This window comes from Aeromonas sp. sif2416, assembly GCF_019218665.1.
GTDB lineage: Bacteria > Pseudomonadota > Gammaproteobacteria > Enterobacterales > Aeromonadaceae > Aeromonas > Aeromonas encheleia.
Window position 1 is genome coordinate 1 of the sequence record NZ_JAHUXC010000005.1, and the last position, 13,513, is coordinate 13,513.

At 60.7% G+C, this 13,513-nt stretch carries 15 protein-coding genes and 1 rRNA gene; 8 read left to right on the forward strand and 8 right to left on the reverse strand.

All coding sequences use genetic code 11. The features are described from left to right. Positions 1-4: 4 nt before the first annotated feature. The 3 genes from rrf to KW821_RS11000 all read left to right on the forward strand — a co-directional run bounded on the left by rrf (position 5) and on the right by KW821_RS11000 (position 4,012). Positions 5-119: ribosomal RNA gene (rrf, locus tag KW821_RS10990) — 5S ribosomal RNA — on the forward strand. A gap of 274 nt (positions 120-393) precedes the next feature. Continuing rightward, positions 394-711, forward strand: coding sequence for a PTS system regulator TmaR (gene tmaR / locus KW821_RS10995; RefSeq protein ID WP_033132275.1), 318 nt, complete (start codon positions 394-396; stop codon positions 709-711). 217 nt (positions 712-928) lie between these two features. Next, positions 929-4,012, forward strand: coding sequence for a transglycosylase domain-containing protein (locus KW821_RS11000; RefSeq protein WP_218291490.1), 3,084 nt, complete (start codon positions 929-931; stop codon positions 4,010-4,012). A gap of 88 nt (positions 4,013-4,100) precedes the next feature. On the opposite strand, the gene yjgA is transcribed toward KW821_RS11000, so the two are convergent. After that, positions 4,101-4,625, reverse strand: coding sequence for a ribosome biogenesis factor YjgA (yjgA, locus tag KW821_RS11005; protein WP_218291491.1), 525 nt, complete (start codon positions 4,623-4,625; stop codon positions 4,101-4,103). A gap of 111 nt (positions 4,626-4,736) precedes the next feature. Between yjgA and pmbA the strand changes: the two genes are divergently transcribed. Next, entirely contained in the window at positions 4,737-6,080 is a 1,344-nt protein-coding gene (gene pmbA / locus KW821_RS11010) for a metalloprotease PmbA (RefSeq protein WP_218291492.1), read from the forward strand. Between the two features lie 80 nt (positions 6,081-6,160). Here pmbA and murA read toward each other — a convergent pair whose 3' ends face one another. From murA to mlaF, 7 genes are read right to left on the reverse strand one after another with little or no spacing between them, the layout of a single operon-like run. Further along, positions 6,161-7,417 (reverse strand): UDP-N-acetylglucosamine 1-carboxyvinyltransferase, encoded by a 1,257-nt coding sequence (murA, locus tag KW821_RS11015; protein WP_218291493.1) that lies wholly within the window; start codon positions 7,415-7,417, stop codon positions 6,161-6,163. Between the two features lie 16 nt (positions 7,418-7,433). Further along, positions 7,434-7,691, reverse strand: a complete 258-nt coding sequence (ibaG, locus tag KW821_RS11020; protein ID WP_005306001.1) for a BolA family iron metabolism protein IbaG — start codon at positions 7,689-7,691, stop codon at positions 7,434-7,436. Beyond that, entirely contained in the window at positions 7,691-7,963 is a 273-nt protein-coding gene (locus KW821_RS11025) for a lipid asymmetry maintenance protein MlaB (protein ID WP_218291494.1), read from the reverse strand. Before KW821_RS11025 ends, ibaG begins: the two co-directional genes overlap by 1 nt. Next, positions 7,960-8,595 carry a phospholipid-binding protein MlaC gene (gene mlaC / locus KW821_RS11030; protein WP_042653302.1) on the reverse strand — a complete coding sequence of 212 codons (636 nt, stop codon included), beginning with the start codon at positions 8,593-8,595 and terminating at the stop codon, positions 7,960-7,962. The genes KW821_RS11025 and mlaC overlap by 4 nt, the downstream gene beginning before the upstream one ends. 9 nt (positions 8,596-8,604) lie before the next feature. Then, on the reverse strand, positions 8,605-9,096 hold the full coding sequence (gene mlaD, locus KW821_RS11035; RefSeq protein WP_042653301.1) for an outer membrane lipid asymmetry maintenance protein MlaD: 492 nt from the start codon (positions 9,094-9,096) through the stop codon (positions 8,605-8,607). A gap of 7 nt (positions 9,097-9,103) precedes the next feature. Then, positions 9,104-9,883, reverse strand: a complete 780-nt coding sequence (gene mlaE, locus KW821_RS11040) for a lipid asymmetry maintenance ABC transporter permease subunit MlaE (protein ID WP_042653300.1) — start codon at positions 9,881-9,883, stop codon at positions 9,104-9,106. After that, positions 9,883-10,683, reverse strand: a complete 801-nt coding sequence (mlaF, locus tag KW821_RS11045) for a phospholipid ABC transporter ATP-binding protein MlaF (protein WP_218291495.1) — start codon at positions 10,681-10,683, stop codon at positions 9,883-9,885. The genes mlaE and mlaF overlap by 1 nt, the downstream gene beginning before the upstream one ends. Positions 10,684-10,889: 206 nt before the next feature. On the opposite strand from mlaF, the gene KW821_RS11050 reads away from it, so the two are divergent. Genes KW821_RS11050 through lptA form a run of 4 tightly spaced genes read left to right on the forward strand, consistent with a single transcriptional unit; the run spans position 10,890 to position 13,504 of the window. After that, positions 10,890-11,885, forward strand: a complete 996-nt coding sequence (locus KW821_RS11050; RefSeq protein WP_218291496.1) for a KpsF/GutQ family sugar-phosphate isomerase — start codon at positions 10,890-10,892, stop codon at positions 11,883-11,885. Then, positions 11,885-12,439 carry a 3-deoxy-manno-octulosonate-8-phosphatase KdsC gene (gene kdsC, locus KW821_RS11055; protein WP_042653297.1) on the forward strand — a complete coding sequence of 185 codons (555 nt, stop codon included), beginning with the start codon at positions 11,885-11,887 and terminating at the stop codon, positions 12,437-12,439. Before KW821_RS11050 ends, kdsC begins: the two co-directional genes overlap by 1 nt. Then, positions 12,436-12,996 (forward strand): LPS export ABC transporter periplasmic protein LptC, encoded by a 561-nt coding sequence (gene lptC / locus KW821_RS11060; RefSeq protein ID WP_042653296.1) that lies wholly within the window; start codon positions 12,436-12,438, stop codon positions 12,994-12,996. Before kdsC ends, lptC begins: the two co-directional genes overlap by 4 nt. Then, positions 12,983-13,504 carry a lipopolysaccharide transport periplasmic protein LptA gene (lptA, locus tag KW821_RS11065; RefSeq protein ID WP_218291690.1) on the forward strand — a complete coding sequence of 174 codons (522 nt, stop codon included), beginning with the start codon at positions 12,983-12,985 and terminating at the stop codon, positions 13,502-13,504. The genes lptC and lptA overlap by 14 nt, the downstream gene beginning before the upstream one ends. The last annotated feature ends 9 nt before the right edge of the window (positions 13,505-13,513 follow it).

The following is a 13,513-nucleotide window of genomic DNA, read 5'->3' on the forward strand; positions in this document are numbered from 1 at the left end:
TTTGCCTGGCGGCCATAGCGCCGTGGAACCACCTGATCCCATGCCGAACTCAGAAGTGAAACGCGGTAGCGCCGATGGTAGTGTGGCATTCGCCATGCGAGAGTAGGACACTGCCAGGCACCCAATTGAAGAAGCCCGCTCAATCGAGCGGGCTTTTTTATTGTCTGAAATTCCTGTTGCCTCCAGCGTTACCCATCGCATTCTCATCCCTAGTCACATTGCTGCCCCTTCCTGGTTGTCAGAACCCACGCCAGCTTGCGATTTGGGTTGTATCTGCATCATAACTCGGTAGAGTAAAGGGCACTCTGGGTTTGCCTGTACCATGCCTTCAGCTCCTCTCTGGTACGGGGTAATCCGGCCTGTTTTCATTAACCTTCAATCAGTGGTATCGATATGGAACAAGTAAACAAGTCTACCTTCAGCGACGTATTGGAATATGTGCGCATGTCCCGTCGCCAGAACAAGCTCAAGCGCGAGATCGTCGACAACGAGAAGAAGATCCGTGACAACCAGAAGCGGGTGCTGTTGCTCGACAATCTGAGCGACTACATCAAGCCGGGTATGAGCATCGATGAAGTCCAGGCCATCATCGCCAACATGCGCGCCGATTACGAGGAGCGGGTTGATGATCACATCATCAAGAACGCCGAGCTTTCCAAGGAACGCAAGGAACTGAGCACCAAGCTGAAAGGCATGAGCTCCAGCAAGTAAGATTGCCGCCTCGCGATTTTGAAACACCGGCCTCTGGCCGGTGTTTCACTTCTGTCCATCAGCTCGGATCACTCTCCGCCCTGCAACAATCGGCTCCCATTTTCATAATCGCCCTGTTAACATCGCACCAAAGCGGTCAATAGTTTTCAAGCCCTTGACTTGAAACGACTAAGCTTGAGTGAAACACAATAAATTGCGCAACCATGGTGGGGCTGATATGGGCGCATCAAAACAGACGGATTTGAACAAAGTGGCATCTCAGGATTCATCCGTACCGCATGCGGACGGGCAATACAAGCGCAAGCGTCGTCCCTGGTGGCGGTGGTTGTTCTGCTTTATCTTTTTGCTTTGCCTGGCTGCTGCGATCGCCCTGCTTGGCTATGAGATGAAGACCTCTCGTCTGCAGTCGCAGGAAATTTCCAACTATGCGGCCAAGCTGACCTATCAGCTCGAGCCCGGCCTCAGCAAGCAGATCCGCTTTCCCGATGACGGTCCCTTCGACAAGCGGCTCGGCTATGTAATGCTGCCGATGATCCAGGAGCGGCTGATCCAGCGCGGCTATCAGGTGAGTGAGCAGGTGCATTTTTCCGATGCACTGTATAACTACGCCAGCCATGGCTTCTTCGTGCCATACACCGAGAAGGTACAGGCTGGGCTGACCCTGCACGATTGCCGCGCCGAGCCTTTCTATCAGTACAAGTACCCGACTCACTACTACCCGGATTTCAACTCCATTCCTCCCCTGGTAATACAGTCGCTGCTGTTCATCGAGAACCGGGACCTGCTGAGCAACGAACAGCCGCTGGCCAACCCGGCGGTAGACTGGCCGCGTTTCGCCAAGGCGGCGCTGTCCCAGGTGGGCAAGGCGCTGGACATGCAGGATCAATCCGCCGGTGGCAGTACGCTGGCCACTCAGGTCGAGAAGTATCGCCACTCCCCCGATGGCCTGACCCTGTCTCCGACCGAGAAGATCCGCCAGATGGCTTCTGCCAGCGTACGGGCCTATCGACTGGGGCCAGAGACCCTGGAGGCACGCAAGCTGGTCGCCTGGGCCTACCTCAACTCGGTGCCACTCTCTGCGGCCCCCGGCTATGGCGAGGTGCATGGCCTGGGTGACGGTCTCTGGGTCTGGTTCGGAGCCAATGTGGATGAGGTGAATCGTCTGCTGGATCCCGCCCGTAACCAGGATGCCACGCTGGCGGAGCAGGGCCTGGCCCTGCGTCAGGTCGTCTCCCTGATGATCGCTCACCGCCGCCCTTCTTACTATCTGGCTCAGGGGCGGGAGGCGCTGTCGACCCTGACCGACAGCTATCTGCGTCTGTTCGTCCAGGAGGGGATGATTGCGCCTCCGCTGATGGAGTCTGCGCTCAAGGCCAAGCTCGGCTTCCGCGACTTCCTGCAGTCACCGGCGATCACCCGGGTCAATAACAACAAAGGCTTGCAGGTGGCGCGGACTCGCCTCAGCCGCCAGCTCGGGGTCCAGCTGTATGATCTGGATCGTATGGATCTGACGGCGGACACCACGCTCAACATGCCGCTGCAAAATGACATTTCTCGTTACCTGCAGCAGCTGGCTGACCCAGCCGTTGCCGCTCAGGTCGGCCTGTTTGGTGAGCGCCTGCTCTCGCCGGAAAAGACGGGAGACGTGAAGTACAGCTTCACCCTGTTCGAGAAAACTCCGGAAGGGGTGAAGGTGCGGGTGCAGACCGACAACACGGATCAGCCGTTCGACATCAACGAAGGCAGCAAGCTGGAGCTGGGCTCCACCGCCAAGCTGCGGGTGCTGACCACCTACCTGGAGATCGTCACCGAGCTGCACGACAGCTATGCGGGCATGCCGGCCGACAGCCTGCGCAAGATAGAGGTGTCCAACCAGGACAACATCAGCCGCTGGGCCATCTCTTACCTGATGGTCGCCAAGGACAAGAGCCTGCCGGTGATGCTGGAGGCGGCGCTGGATCGCAAATACTCCGCCAGCCCCTATGAGGGCTTCTTCACTGGTGGCGGCATGCACACCTTCAACAACTTCCGCAAGGAAGACAATGGCCGCATCCCGCCAATCCGCGACGCGCTGCGCGAGTCCATCAACCTGCCCTTCGTGCGGCTGATGCGGGACATAGTGCGCTACAGCCTCTACAAGGAGGGGAACCGGGCCCAGTTGCTCAAGGATGACAAGGATCCGCGCCGTACCGAGTACCTCGCCAAGTTTGCCGACAAGGAGGGCCAGACCTACCTGCTGCGCTTCTGGCGCAAGTACCAGGGCAAGACCCCGGATGAGCGGCTCGATACCTTCCTCGATGGCCTCAAGCCCAGTGCGGTCCGGCTCGCGGCCGTGCATCGCTACCTGATGCCGGAGGCGTCGCAGCTGGACTTCGCCGCCTTCCTGGCGAAGCGGTTACCGCGGGACAAACTGAGTGACAAGCGGATCGAACAGCTCTACACCAGCTACGGTCCTGGTAAGTATTCGCTACCGGATCAGGGCTATATAGCGCGGGTGCACCCGCTGGAGCTGTGGCTGCTCTCCTACCTCAAGGAGTTCGACAAGGCGACCTTCGCCGATGCGGTCGCGGCCAGCCGTGATGAGCGTCAGGAAGTGTACAGCTGGCTGTTCAAGACCCGTCATCGCAGCGCCCGGGATAGCCGCATCCGTACCATGCTGGAGGTCGAAGCCTTCCTCGACATTCATCAGCGCTGGGCGCGGTTGGGTTATCCGTTCGATCATCTGGTGCCGTCGTTGGCGACGGCACTCGGCAGCTCGGGGGACAGACCGGCGGCACTGGCCGAGTTGATGGGGATCATCCAGAACGGGGGTATACGTGCCCCGACCCAGCGCATCGAGTATCTCTCGTTTGCCAAGGACACGCCCTTCGCCACCGTGTTCGAACCGGCCAACGTCCAGGGAACCCGGGTGCTGCCGGTCGAGGTGACGGATGCCTTGCGCAATGCTCTGTCCAAGGTGGTGGAGGGGGGTACGGCGCGGCGCATCGCCGGGGCCTTCGCCCTGCCGGATGGCACCATCTTGCCGATGGGGGGAAAGACGGGGACCGGGGACAACCGGCTGGAGACGGTCGGCCGCTATGGCAACGTGACCAGCTCGCTGGCCCGTAACCGGACCGCGACCTTCGTCTTCTACATCGGCGCCGATCACTTCGGCACCCTGACCGCCTATGTGCCGGGCAGCCAATCCGACAAGTTCCGCTTCACCTCTGCGCTACCGGTACAGGTGCTCAAGGGGATGGCCCCCTTGCTGATGCCCTATCTGCAGCCGGGGACTCATACCCAGTGCATGTCGGGTAGTTGATGCGTGAACACATTGCATAAAAAACGGGGCCAGATTGGCCCCGTTTCGTTTTCGGCCGGCGGCATTCTGCCCCGGACCTAGTTATGACTTACAGCTGGTCTTCGATCTCACCACGCAGATACTGGTACATCTCGCGGAAGGCCACCGGCGGCTTGTTCAGCTCCCGCTCCTTGTTGGCACTGCGGATCAACTGGCGCAGCTTCTGGCGATCCAGCTCGTGGAACTGAGCCATCAGCTCGTTGAGGGCGCTGTCCCCTTCGTTGATCAGCCGCTCGCGCCACTGCTCCAGACGATGCAGACGGGCATTGACGGTCGAGTGGCGGTTCTTGAAGATGGAGAGAGCCTGTTCGATCGGCTCAATATCCCGGCTGCGCATCAGGCGGCCGATGAACTGCAGGTGGCGGCGGTAGGATTCGTCCTTCTTTGGCTTGAGTTTACGGCCCAGTTCGATGGCATCGGCCAGCTCTTCATCCAACGGGATTTTTTCCAGCTCGCTGTGGCTCAGGGAGACGATCTCTGCTCCCAGCTTTTGCAGTGCTTCGGCGTCGCGCTTGAGCTGGCTCTTGCTGGGACCCCAATCGTCCAATTCGTTGTCGTCTTGATACTGACTCATCGGTCTCTGATTCCTGTCATTCACGTTAGGGGATATGTTACCAGCTTCTCCCGCTGGGCGCAGGGGTCTGATATGCTTAGCCCCTTTCCTTCCTTCATACAGATGTGAGTTATGGACCAGCAAGACCAAATCCGCCAGGATCAAGCCCATCTCGAGGCCGTCGTCGCCGAGGCACTGGAGATAGCCAAGGGACTGGGCGCCTCGCTGGCCGAAGTTTCCATCAGCAAGCAGACCGGGCTGTCGGTGAACACCCGGGGCTGTGAGCTGGAAAGCATCGAGTTCAACAAGGATGGGGCGCTCGGCATCGCCGTCTACCGCGATGGCTGCAAGGGGTCGTCTTCGACCACGGATCTGAGCAAGTCTGCCATCCGTGCCGCCGTCGAGGCGGCCATGGAGATCGCCCGCCACACCTCGCGGGATGACTGTGCCGGCCTGGCGGATGCCGAGCTGCTGGCCTGGGATGCCCCCGATCTGCAGCTGTGCCATCACATCGAGCTGGATCCCCAGCGTGGCATCGAGCTGGCCATCGAGTGCGAACGGCTGGCGCTGGGTCGCGATGCCCGCATCAAGCATTCCGACGGCGGCAGCTTCTCCAGTCATCTGGGGGTCAAGGTCTACGGCAACAGCCACGGCTTCGTCAAAGGCTATGCGGCGTCACGCAACTCGCTGAGCTGCGTGCTGATCGGTGAGCAGGATGGCGACATGCAGCGGGACTATGGCTACTCCTCCAGCCGGGATCTGGCCGGACTCTGGAGCCCGCAACGCATCGCCGACGAGGCGGTGGAGCGCACCGTCTCCCGTCTCGGTGCCCGCAAGATCTCCACCCGCCACGCCCCGGTGCTGTTTCACCCAGACACCGCCGCCGGCCTGTGGGGCCATCTGGTGATGGCCATCAGCGGCGGCAACCTTTATCGCAAGTCGAGCTTCCTGCTGGACAAGCTGGGTGAGCAGATCCTGCCGGACTGGCTCCGCATCCAGGAGTTCCCCCACCTGCGGGGGGGGCTGGCCAGCAGCCCGTTCGACGGTGAGGGGGTGCGTACCCGCGACATGGACATCATCCGTGACGGTCGCCTGATGAGCTGGCTGCTCACCTCCTACTCGGCGCGCAAGCTGGGGCTGACCAGCACCGGCCATGCCGGTGGCATCCACAACTGGCAGGTCTCCAATACCGGCCAGGACTTCCAGGGCATGCTCAGGGAGATGGGCACCGGCCTGCTGGTGACCGAGCTGATGGGGCAGGGGGTCAATATAGTCAACGGCGACTACTCCCGTGGCGCCGCCGGTTTCTGGGTGGAGAACGGCGAGATCGCCTACCCGGTGGAGGAGATCACCATAGCCGGCAACCTCGCGGACATGTTCCGCACCCTGGTGGCGGTCGGGACGGACGAGGACGAACGTTCCAGCCTCAAGACCGGCTCGGTACTGGTCGAGCAGATGAAGCTGGCGGGTCACTGAACCCCCTCGCTTTCCTGCACTGGCGGCATGAAAAAGGCCCCCTCGCGTTGGCGAGGGGGCCTTTTTAGTGGGCTGATAAATCAGCCCTTGATGCGTTCGATGCGACCACCCAGACCCTGCAGCTTGTGCTCGATGTCTTCATAGCCACGGTCGATGTGATAGATACGCTCGACTATGGTGGTGCCCTCGGCCACGAAGCCGGCGAGGACCAGGCTGGCGGAGGCGCGCAGATCGGTCGCCATCACCTGGGCACCCTTGAGTTGCTCGGTGTCACGGCAGATGGCGACGTTGCCCTGCAGCTCGATGTCCGCGCCCATCCGCACCAGTTCCGGCACGTGCATGAAGCGGTTCTCGAAGATGGTCTCGGTGACCATGCCGGTGCCCTTGGCGACCGCGTTCAGCACGGTGAACTGGGCCTGCATGTCGGTCGGGAAGGCCGGGTAGGGGGCCGTCTTGATGGTGACCGGCTTGAGGGTACGACCTGTCATGTCCAGGCTGATCCAGTCAGCACCCTTCTCGATCAGGGCGCCGGCCTCTTCCAGCTTGACCAGTACCGCTTCCAGCAGGGAGGGGTCGGTCTTGCGGCAGGTGATCTTGCCGCCGGTGACGGCGGCGCCCACCAGGAAGGTACCGGTTTCGATACGGTCAGGCTGCACGCTGTAGCTGCCACCGTGCAGACGCTCGACCCCGTCGATGGTCAGGGTATCGGTACCCGCGCCTTTGATGTCGGCGCCGAGGGTGTTGAGGAAGTTGGCCAGATCGACCACTTCCGGCTCACGGGCGGCGTTCTCGATCACGGTGCGGCCGTCCGCCAGGGTGGCGGCCATCATCAGGTTCTCGGTACCGGTGACGGAGATCATGTCCATCAGGATGTGGGCACCCTTGAGGCGACCATCGACCCGGGCCTTGATGTAGCCATCCTCGATGGCGATCTTGGCACCCATCAGCTCCAGGCCGTGCACGTGCAGGTTGACCGGACGGGCCCCGATGGCGCAACCGCCGGGCAGGGAGACGTCGGCCGCACCGAAGCGGGCCGCCAGCGGGCCCAGCGCCAGGATGGAGGCGCGCATGGTCTTCACCAGGTCGTAGGGGGCGATATGGTTGTTCACCGCACCGGTCAGCACGGTCACATTGCCGTTGACCTTGGTGCTGGCGCCCAGCATCTCCAGCAGCTTGAGGGTGGTGCCCACGTCCTTGAGGCGCGGCACGTTGGAGAGTTGGATCTCCTCATCACACAGCAGGGTGGCGAACAGGATTGGCAGGGCGGCGTTCTTGGCGCCGGAGATGGTCACTTCGCCGTTGAGCGTGCAACGACCATCGATCTTGAATTTGTCCATTTACTTAGATACCAAATCAGGAGGGCAATAGGAATTTACGTTCGCGCTTCCATTCGGCATCGGTAAACGCCTTGATGGAGAGTGCGTGGATGGCGTTGCTGGCGATCTTGTCCATCAGCGGAGCGTAGATGGCCTGCTGTTTCTTGACCCGGCTCATACCGTCAAACATGTCGCCGACGGCTATCACCTGATAGTGACTGCCGTCGCCTTTGACATGGACTTCGGACAATGGCAAGGCCTCAAGGAGTATCGCTTCAATTTCAGAGACTTGCATTATGCGTCCTCAGTGTTGGGCGGGGTTGATTGAAACAAATTGGCCACCCCGTACAGGTTGGCCAAGGTATGGAAATCACGGGAGGCGCCCACTAGCTGTGGTGTGGCGCCTCTTGCCAGGGTGGCCTTGGCCCACTTGACCAGCAGGGCCAGCCCGGCGGAGTCCAGGGTGGTGACGCCGCTCAGCTCGAGCGCATCATCTTGCCACCACTCCGCCCGGCGCTGCCACAAGGCGTTGACCTGTGGTGCCTGCAGCTCACCCGTCAGGGTCATGACTTGAGGACCAGCGGCTTGGCGTTGTGTTCGCGCAACTGGGCGATCACCGCATCGATGCCATTCTGGCGAATGAGGCCACCGAGCTCGCTCTGCTTGGCGGAGAGCAGGCTGATGCCTTCGGCGACCATGTCGAAGGCCTTCCACTCGCCGGTCTTGTTGTTCTTGCGCAGTTTGAACTCGAGGAAGATGTCCGGCTTGCCGGTCTCTTTCACGCTGACGTTGACGGCGGTGATGTTGCTGTCGGTCGGTGTCTTGCCCGGCTGGACCTGGACGGTCTGCTTGTCGAAGTGGGCAAGGGCATCGGCATAGGAGCTCACCATGTACTCGGTGAACACCTCGACGAAGGCATCACGCTGGGCGGGAGTGGTCTCCTTGATCTGGTTGCCAAGCACCTTGTAGGCGGCGAAGCGGTTGTCCACGTAAGGCAACAGCTCTTCGCGGATGATCACCCGCAGGTGGTCCGGGTTGCTCTTCACCTGGGACTGATCTGCCTTGAGGCGGGCGAAGGTCTGCTGGGCAGCCTGATCCACCAGGGCATAGGGATCCGCGGCGCTGGCTCCTGCCTGGGCAGTCACGGCAAACAGCATGCTGGTCATCAGACCCAGCAGCAGGGCAATTTTCTTGAACATGGTTACTCCTTACTTGCTGGCAGCTTTGTTGTCGGCAGACTGACTGTAGAGGAACTTGCCAATCAGATCCTCCAGTACTATGGCCGATTTGGTGTCTTCGATCATGTCACCATCCTTGAGCATGTTGGTGCCCATCTCCTCGTCGGTGAAGCCGGGCGCCAGGCCGACATACTGCTCGCCGAGCAGACCCGAGGTCAGGATGGAGAGGGTGCTGGTCTCGGAAAACTCGCCGGCGCTCTTTTGCATCTGCAAGGAGACGACTGGCACCAGGCTCTTGGCATCCAGGGCGATGTCACTGACCCGACCGACGACCACACCACCGACCTTGACCGGTGAGCGGACTTTCAGGCCGCCGATATTATCGAAATGGGCGCGCAGGGTATAGGTTTCTCCTTCCGGTTTGAAGCTCAAACCGGCAACTTGCAATGCCAATACCAGAATGGCCGCGATGCCGGCCAGCATGAAGGCGCCGACCAGGAATTCTACTTTGCTGAACTTCATCTTTACCTTATCCAAACATGATTGCGGTGAGTATAAAATCCAGACCGAGCACGGCCAGGGACGAGTGGACCACGGTCCGGGTCGTCGCCTGACTGATCCCGGCCGAGGTCGGCTTGGCATCATAGCCATTAAAGAGCGCAATCCAGGTGACCACCAGGGCGAAGATCAGACTCTTGATGGCCCCTTGCATGATGTCATCCTGCCAATCGACGGAGGCCTGCATGGCAGACCAGAAGCTGCCCTCGTCCACCCCCAGCCAATCGACGCCGACCAGCTTGCCACCGAAGATGCCGATCAGGCTGAACATGAAGGCCAGCAGCGGCATGCTGATGACCCCGGCCCAGAAACGGGGGGCCACCACCCGGCGCAGCGGATCCACCGCCATCATCTCCAGGCTGGAGAGCTGCTCGGTGGCCTTCATCAGGCCGATTTCGGCGGTCAGGGCGGAACCCGCCCGGCCGGCAAACAGCAGGGCGGTGACGACCGGTCCCAGCTCCCGCAGCAGGGAGAGGGAGACCAGCGGCCCCAGGCTCTGCTCGGCACCGAAATCCTTCAGCACGTTATAGCCCTGCAGGGAGAGCACCATGCCGATGAACAGACCCGACACCAGGATGATGGCGACCGATTGTACCCCTACCACATAGAGCTGCTGCATCAGCAGGGGGAAGTGCTTGCGTGGCTGGGGGCGGCCCGCCAGCGCGTGAAACAGCATGATGGTGGCGCGGCCGATGGCGTTGATGAAACGCACCCCAACCCGACCCAACTTGCTTACTTGGCTTATCAACATCACAGATCCTGTAGCAGATCGCCTGCCGGAAAATGAAACGGAACAGGACCGTCTGGCAATCCTTGCAGGAATTGTTCGACTTCCGGATTGTGCTCCTCGCGCAGTTGATCCGGGGTGCCGTGCGCCACCACCTTGCGGTTGGCGATGATGTAGGCGTAATCGGCGATGCTCAGCACCTCCTTCACATCGTGGGTGACGATGACGGAAGTAATACCAAGGGCACTGTTGAGTTCCTTGATGAGCTTCACCAGCACCGCCATGGTGATGGGATCCTGACCGACGAAGGGCTCGTCATACATGATGAGGTCCGGATCCAGCGCGATGGATCTGGCCAGAGCGGCGCGCCTGGCCATGCCACCGGAGAGCTCGGACGGCATCAGTCTGGCCGCGCCACGCAGCCCGACGGCCTGCAGCTTCATCATGACGATGGTGTGGATCAGCTCCTCCGGCAGGCCGGAGTGCTCTCGCAGCGGGAAGGCCACGTTGTCAAAGACGGTCATGCCGGTGAACAGGGCACCGCTCTGGAACAGCATGCTCATCCGTTTGCGGACTTCATACAGGCGGGAGCGGGAGAGGGTGGGAATGTCTTCTCCATCAAACAGGATATGACCCGATTCAGGTTTCAGCTGGCCACCGATCAGGCGCAGCAAGGTGGTCTTGCCGATCCCGCTTGGCCCCATGACTGCGGTGACCTTGCCACGGGGAATGGTCAGGTTGATCCTGTCGTACAGCAACCGATCCCCGTGACTGAAGGTCAGATCGGAGATGGTGATCAGGTCATTGTTCAAACAATTGTCCATCCGGTATAAAAGAAGAGCGAATTTTATGGGCTAGTCTAGGTCTAAGCAACAGCAAGGAACAACTATTGAGCGTGCTTCCCCCCCAAATGCACGACAGTTTTATGTAACAACTTGCATCAGCAGGATGAGGTCCCGCATCCGATTCGCTTATCTCGGCAGACTTTTTTATAATCCCGCAGCAAATTTCGGCCCGGAGCTGTGTCTTTATGTCTGTAAAGCCTGAAAAAGTGTCTGAACTGTTCGATTTTCGTCGCAGTGCCCGCGCGGTGCTGGACATTGAAAAGCAAGCGATTGATGGCCTCTACCAGTACCTCGACGAGACCTTCGTTCGGGCCTGCGAGATGGTGCTGCGCTGCGCCGGCAAGATAGTGGTCACCGGCATGGGCAAGTCTGGCCATGTCGGCAACAAGATCGCCGCGACCCTGGCCAGCACCGGCACGCCGGCGTTCTTCCTGCACCCTGGCGAAGCCAGCCACGGTGATCTGGGGATGATCTCCGCCGGCGACCTCATCATCGCCATCTCCAACTCCGGCGAGAGCGACGAGATCCTGGCCCTGCTGCCGGTGCTCAAGCGCCGGGGCATCCCGCTCATCTGCATGACCGGCAACCCGGCCTCGACCATGGCCAAGGAGGCCAATGTGCATCTGTGCATCAAGGTCGACAAGGAGGCCTGCCCGCTCGGCCTGGCACCGACCTCCAGCACCACTGCGACCCTGGTGATGGGGGATGCACTGGCCGTGGCCCTGCTGGAGGCCCGTGGCTTCACCGCCGATGACTTCGCGCTCTCTCACCCGGGCGGTTCGCTCGGCAAGCGACTGCTGCTGCGGGTGGGCGATCTGATGCATCGCGGCGAGCTGTTGCCCCAGGTGGGGATAGATGCCACCATCAGCCAGGCGCTGTTGGAAGTGAGCCGCAAAGGCCTGGGCATGACGGCGGTCGTGGACGCGCAGGGGCTGCTGGCAGGCCTGTTCACCGATGGTGACCTGCGCCGGATCCTGGATCTGCAGGTGGACATCCATCACACCCCGATCGCCAAGGTAATGACGGCCAACTGTGTTACCGTAGGGCCTGAGATGATGGCGGCCGAGGCCGTCAAACTGATGGAAATCAGGAAGATTAACGGATTGCTGGTGGTGGATGAAGCAAGGCGGCCACTGGGTGCCTTCAACATGCACGACCTGCTGAAAGCCGGGGTGATTTGATGCAAGACGTACCGACCCTCTATGGTCCGGTGACGCGCGGCCAGTACGACAAGGCGGCGCAGATCCGCCTGCTGGTGTGCGATGTGGATGGGGTGCTTTCCAATGGCTTCATCTACATGGGCAATAACGGCGAAGAACTGAAGACATTCTGCACCCGCGACGGGGCAGGCATGCGTGCCCTGCTCAATGCCGGGCTGGAGATCGCCATCATCACCGGGCGCAACTCCCGCATCGTCAGCGATCGGATGCGCGGCCTGGGGGTGCAGCACCTGGTGCAGGGGGCGGATCAGAAGCTGCCCCACTTCGAGGCATTGTTGACCAAGCTCGGTCTCGAGGCGTCGCAGGCGGCCTACATGGGGGATGACACCATAGATCTGCCGGTGATGCAGGCCTGTGGCCTCGGCATCGCGGTGGCGGATGCCCATCCGCTGGTGCTAGCAAAGGCGGATCTGGTGACTCGGCTAGGAGGGGGCGTCGGCGCGGTACGCGAGGTGTGCGACCTCATCCTGCAGGCGCAAGGGCTGGGCGACTACCAGCCCGAGGCCTCACGATGAACAGACAGACGCTGCTGTTTGCCCTGCTGTTTCTGGTGGCGCTGGGGGCCTGGCAGTTTGGCGAGATCGAGCTGGCCCCCGAGCCGGTCACCAAGGTGGAAAACTATCAACCTGACTTCACCGCCAAGAATCTGATCACGACCCGCTTCAACGAACAGGGCAAGCGGACTGAGCGGCTGGAGTCGGAGTTTGCCGAGTATTTCCAGATCCTCGAGCAGGCGACCTTCGAGAAGCCGGTGGTCTACATGTTCGATGAGCAGGGCGAGGCCGAGTGGAAGGTCACGGCCGAGACCGGGGTGCTCAACACCGACGACAACGTGATCCTGCGCGACAAGGTGCATCTGGACGGCCTGCTGCCAGCTTCCTTCATCTCCACCCTGGACACCCCCTATCTGGAGCTGGACCTGGTGACTCAGGACGTGAGAAGCAATCAGCACATCCGCATAGTAGGTCAGGAATTCCAGACCGAGGGGGTTGGCCTGAGGGGTCACCTGGATCGTAAATATTTCGAATTACTGGATAAAGGCCATGCCACTTATTTCAATGAAAAACGTTAATCTGGCCCTCGCCGCCCTGCTGTTGTGCGGTGCGGTGAACGCCAAAGAGTCTGACTTTGCCGAGAAGGTCTATGTGGACGCGGTCAAGCAAGTGGCCGAGATGCAGGACAATCGCATCACCTTCAGCGATGATGTGATCATCACTCAGGGCACCATCAAGATTAAGGCCGACAAGGTGGTGGTGATCCGCTCCGGCGATAAAGGCGCCGAGGTGATGACCGCCTATGGCAACCCGGCCACCTTCTTCCAGATCCTGGACAACGGCAAGCCGGTCAACGCCCACGGCAACAGCATCCGCTACGAGCTGAAGAACCGGCTGGTCACCATCACCGGCAACGGCCAGCTCAAACAGGAAGACAGCCAGGTCACCGGCGACCTCATCCGCTACGACATCGTCAAGCAGAAGATGATCGCCGAGAGCAAGGGCCCCACTCAGCGCGTCAAGACGGTGTTCCTGCCAGAGCAGGTAGAAAACTTCGACAAGCCCGCCGATCAGAAGAAGAAGTAGGAAACAGAA

What these genes read in the sequence shown, in the direction of transcription:
- tmaR (WP_033132275.1), top strand. Translation starts at nt 394, where the DNA reads ATGGAACAAGTAAACAAGTCTACCTTCAGCGACGTATTGGAATATGTG.
- KW821_RS11000 (WP_218291490.1), top strand. Translation starts at nt 929, where the DNA reads ATGGGCGCATCAAAACAGACGGATTTGAACAAAGTGGCATCTCAGGAT.
- yjgA (WP_218291491.1), bottom strand. Translation starts at nt 4,625, where the DNA reads ATGAGTCAGTATCAAGACGACAACGAATTGGACGATTGGGGTCCCAGC.
- pmbA (WP_218291492.1), top strand. Translation starts at nt 4,737, where the DNA reads ATGGACCAGCAAGACCAAATCCGCCAGGATCAAGCCCATCTCGAGGCC.
- murA (WP_218291493.1), bottom strand. Translation starts at nt 7,417, where the DNA reads ATGGACAAATTCAAGATCGATGGTCGTTGCACGCTCAACGGCGAAGTG.
- ibaG (WP_005306001.1), bottom strand. Translation starts at nt 7,691, where the DNA reads ATGCAAGTCTCTGAAATTGAAGCGATACTCCTTGAGGCCTTGCCATTG.
- KW821_RS11025 (WP_218291494.1), bottom strand. Translation starts at nt 7,963, where the DNA reads ATGACCCTGACGGGTGAGCTGCAGGCACCACAGGTCAACGCCTTGTGG.
- mlaC (WP_042653302.1), bottom strand. Translation starts at nt 8,595, where the DNA reads ATGTTCAAGAAAATTGCCCTGCTGCTGGGTCTGATGACCAGCATGCTG.
- mlaD (WP_042653301.1), bottom strand. Translation starts at nt 9,096, where the DNA reads ATGAAGTTCAGCAAAGTAGAATTCCTGGTCGGCGCCTTCATGCTGGCC.
- mlaE (WP_042653300.1), bottom strand. Translation starts at nt 9,883, where the DNA reads ATGTTGATAAGCCAAGTAAGCAAGTTGGGTCGGGTTGGGGTGCGTTTC.
- mlaF (WP_218291495.1), bottom strand. Translation starts at nt 10,683, where the DNA reads ATGGACAATTGTTTGAACAATGACCTGATCACCATCTCCGATCTGACC.
- KW821_RS11050 (WP_218291496.1), top strand. Translation starts at nt 10,890, where the DNA reads ATGTCTGTAAAGCCTGAAAAAGTGTCTGAACTGTTCGATTTTCGTCGC.
- kdsC (WP_042653297.1), top strand. Translation starts at nt 11,885, where the DNA reads ATGCAAGACGTACCGACCCTCTATGGTCCGGTGACGCGCGGCCAGTAC.
- lptC (WP_042653296.1), top strand. Translation starts at nt 12,436, where the DNA reads ATGAACAGACAGACGCTGCTGTTTGCCCTGCTGTTTCTGGTGGCGCTG.
- lptA (WP_218291690.1), top strand. Translation starts at nt 12,983, where the DNA reads ATGAAAAACGTTAATCTGGCCCTCGCCGCCCTGCTGTTGTGCGGTGCG.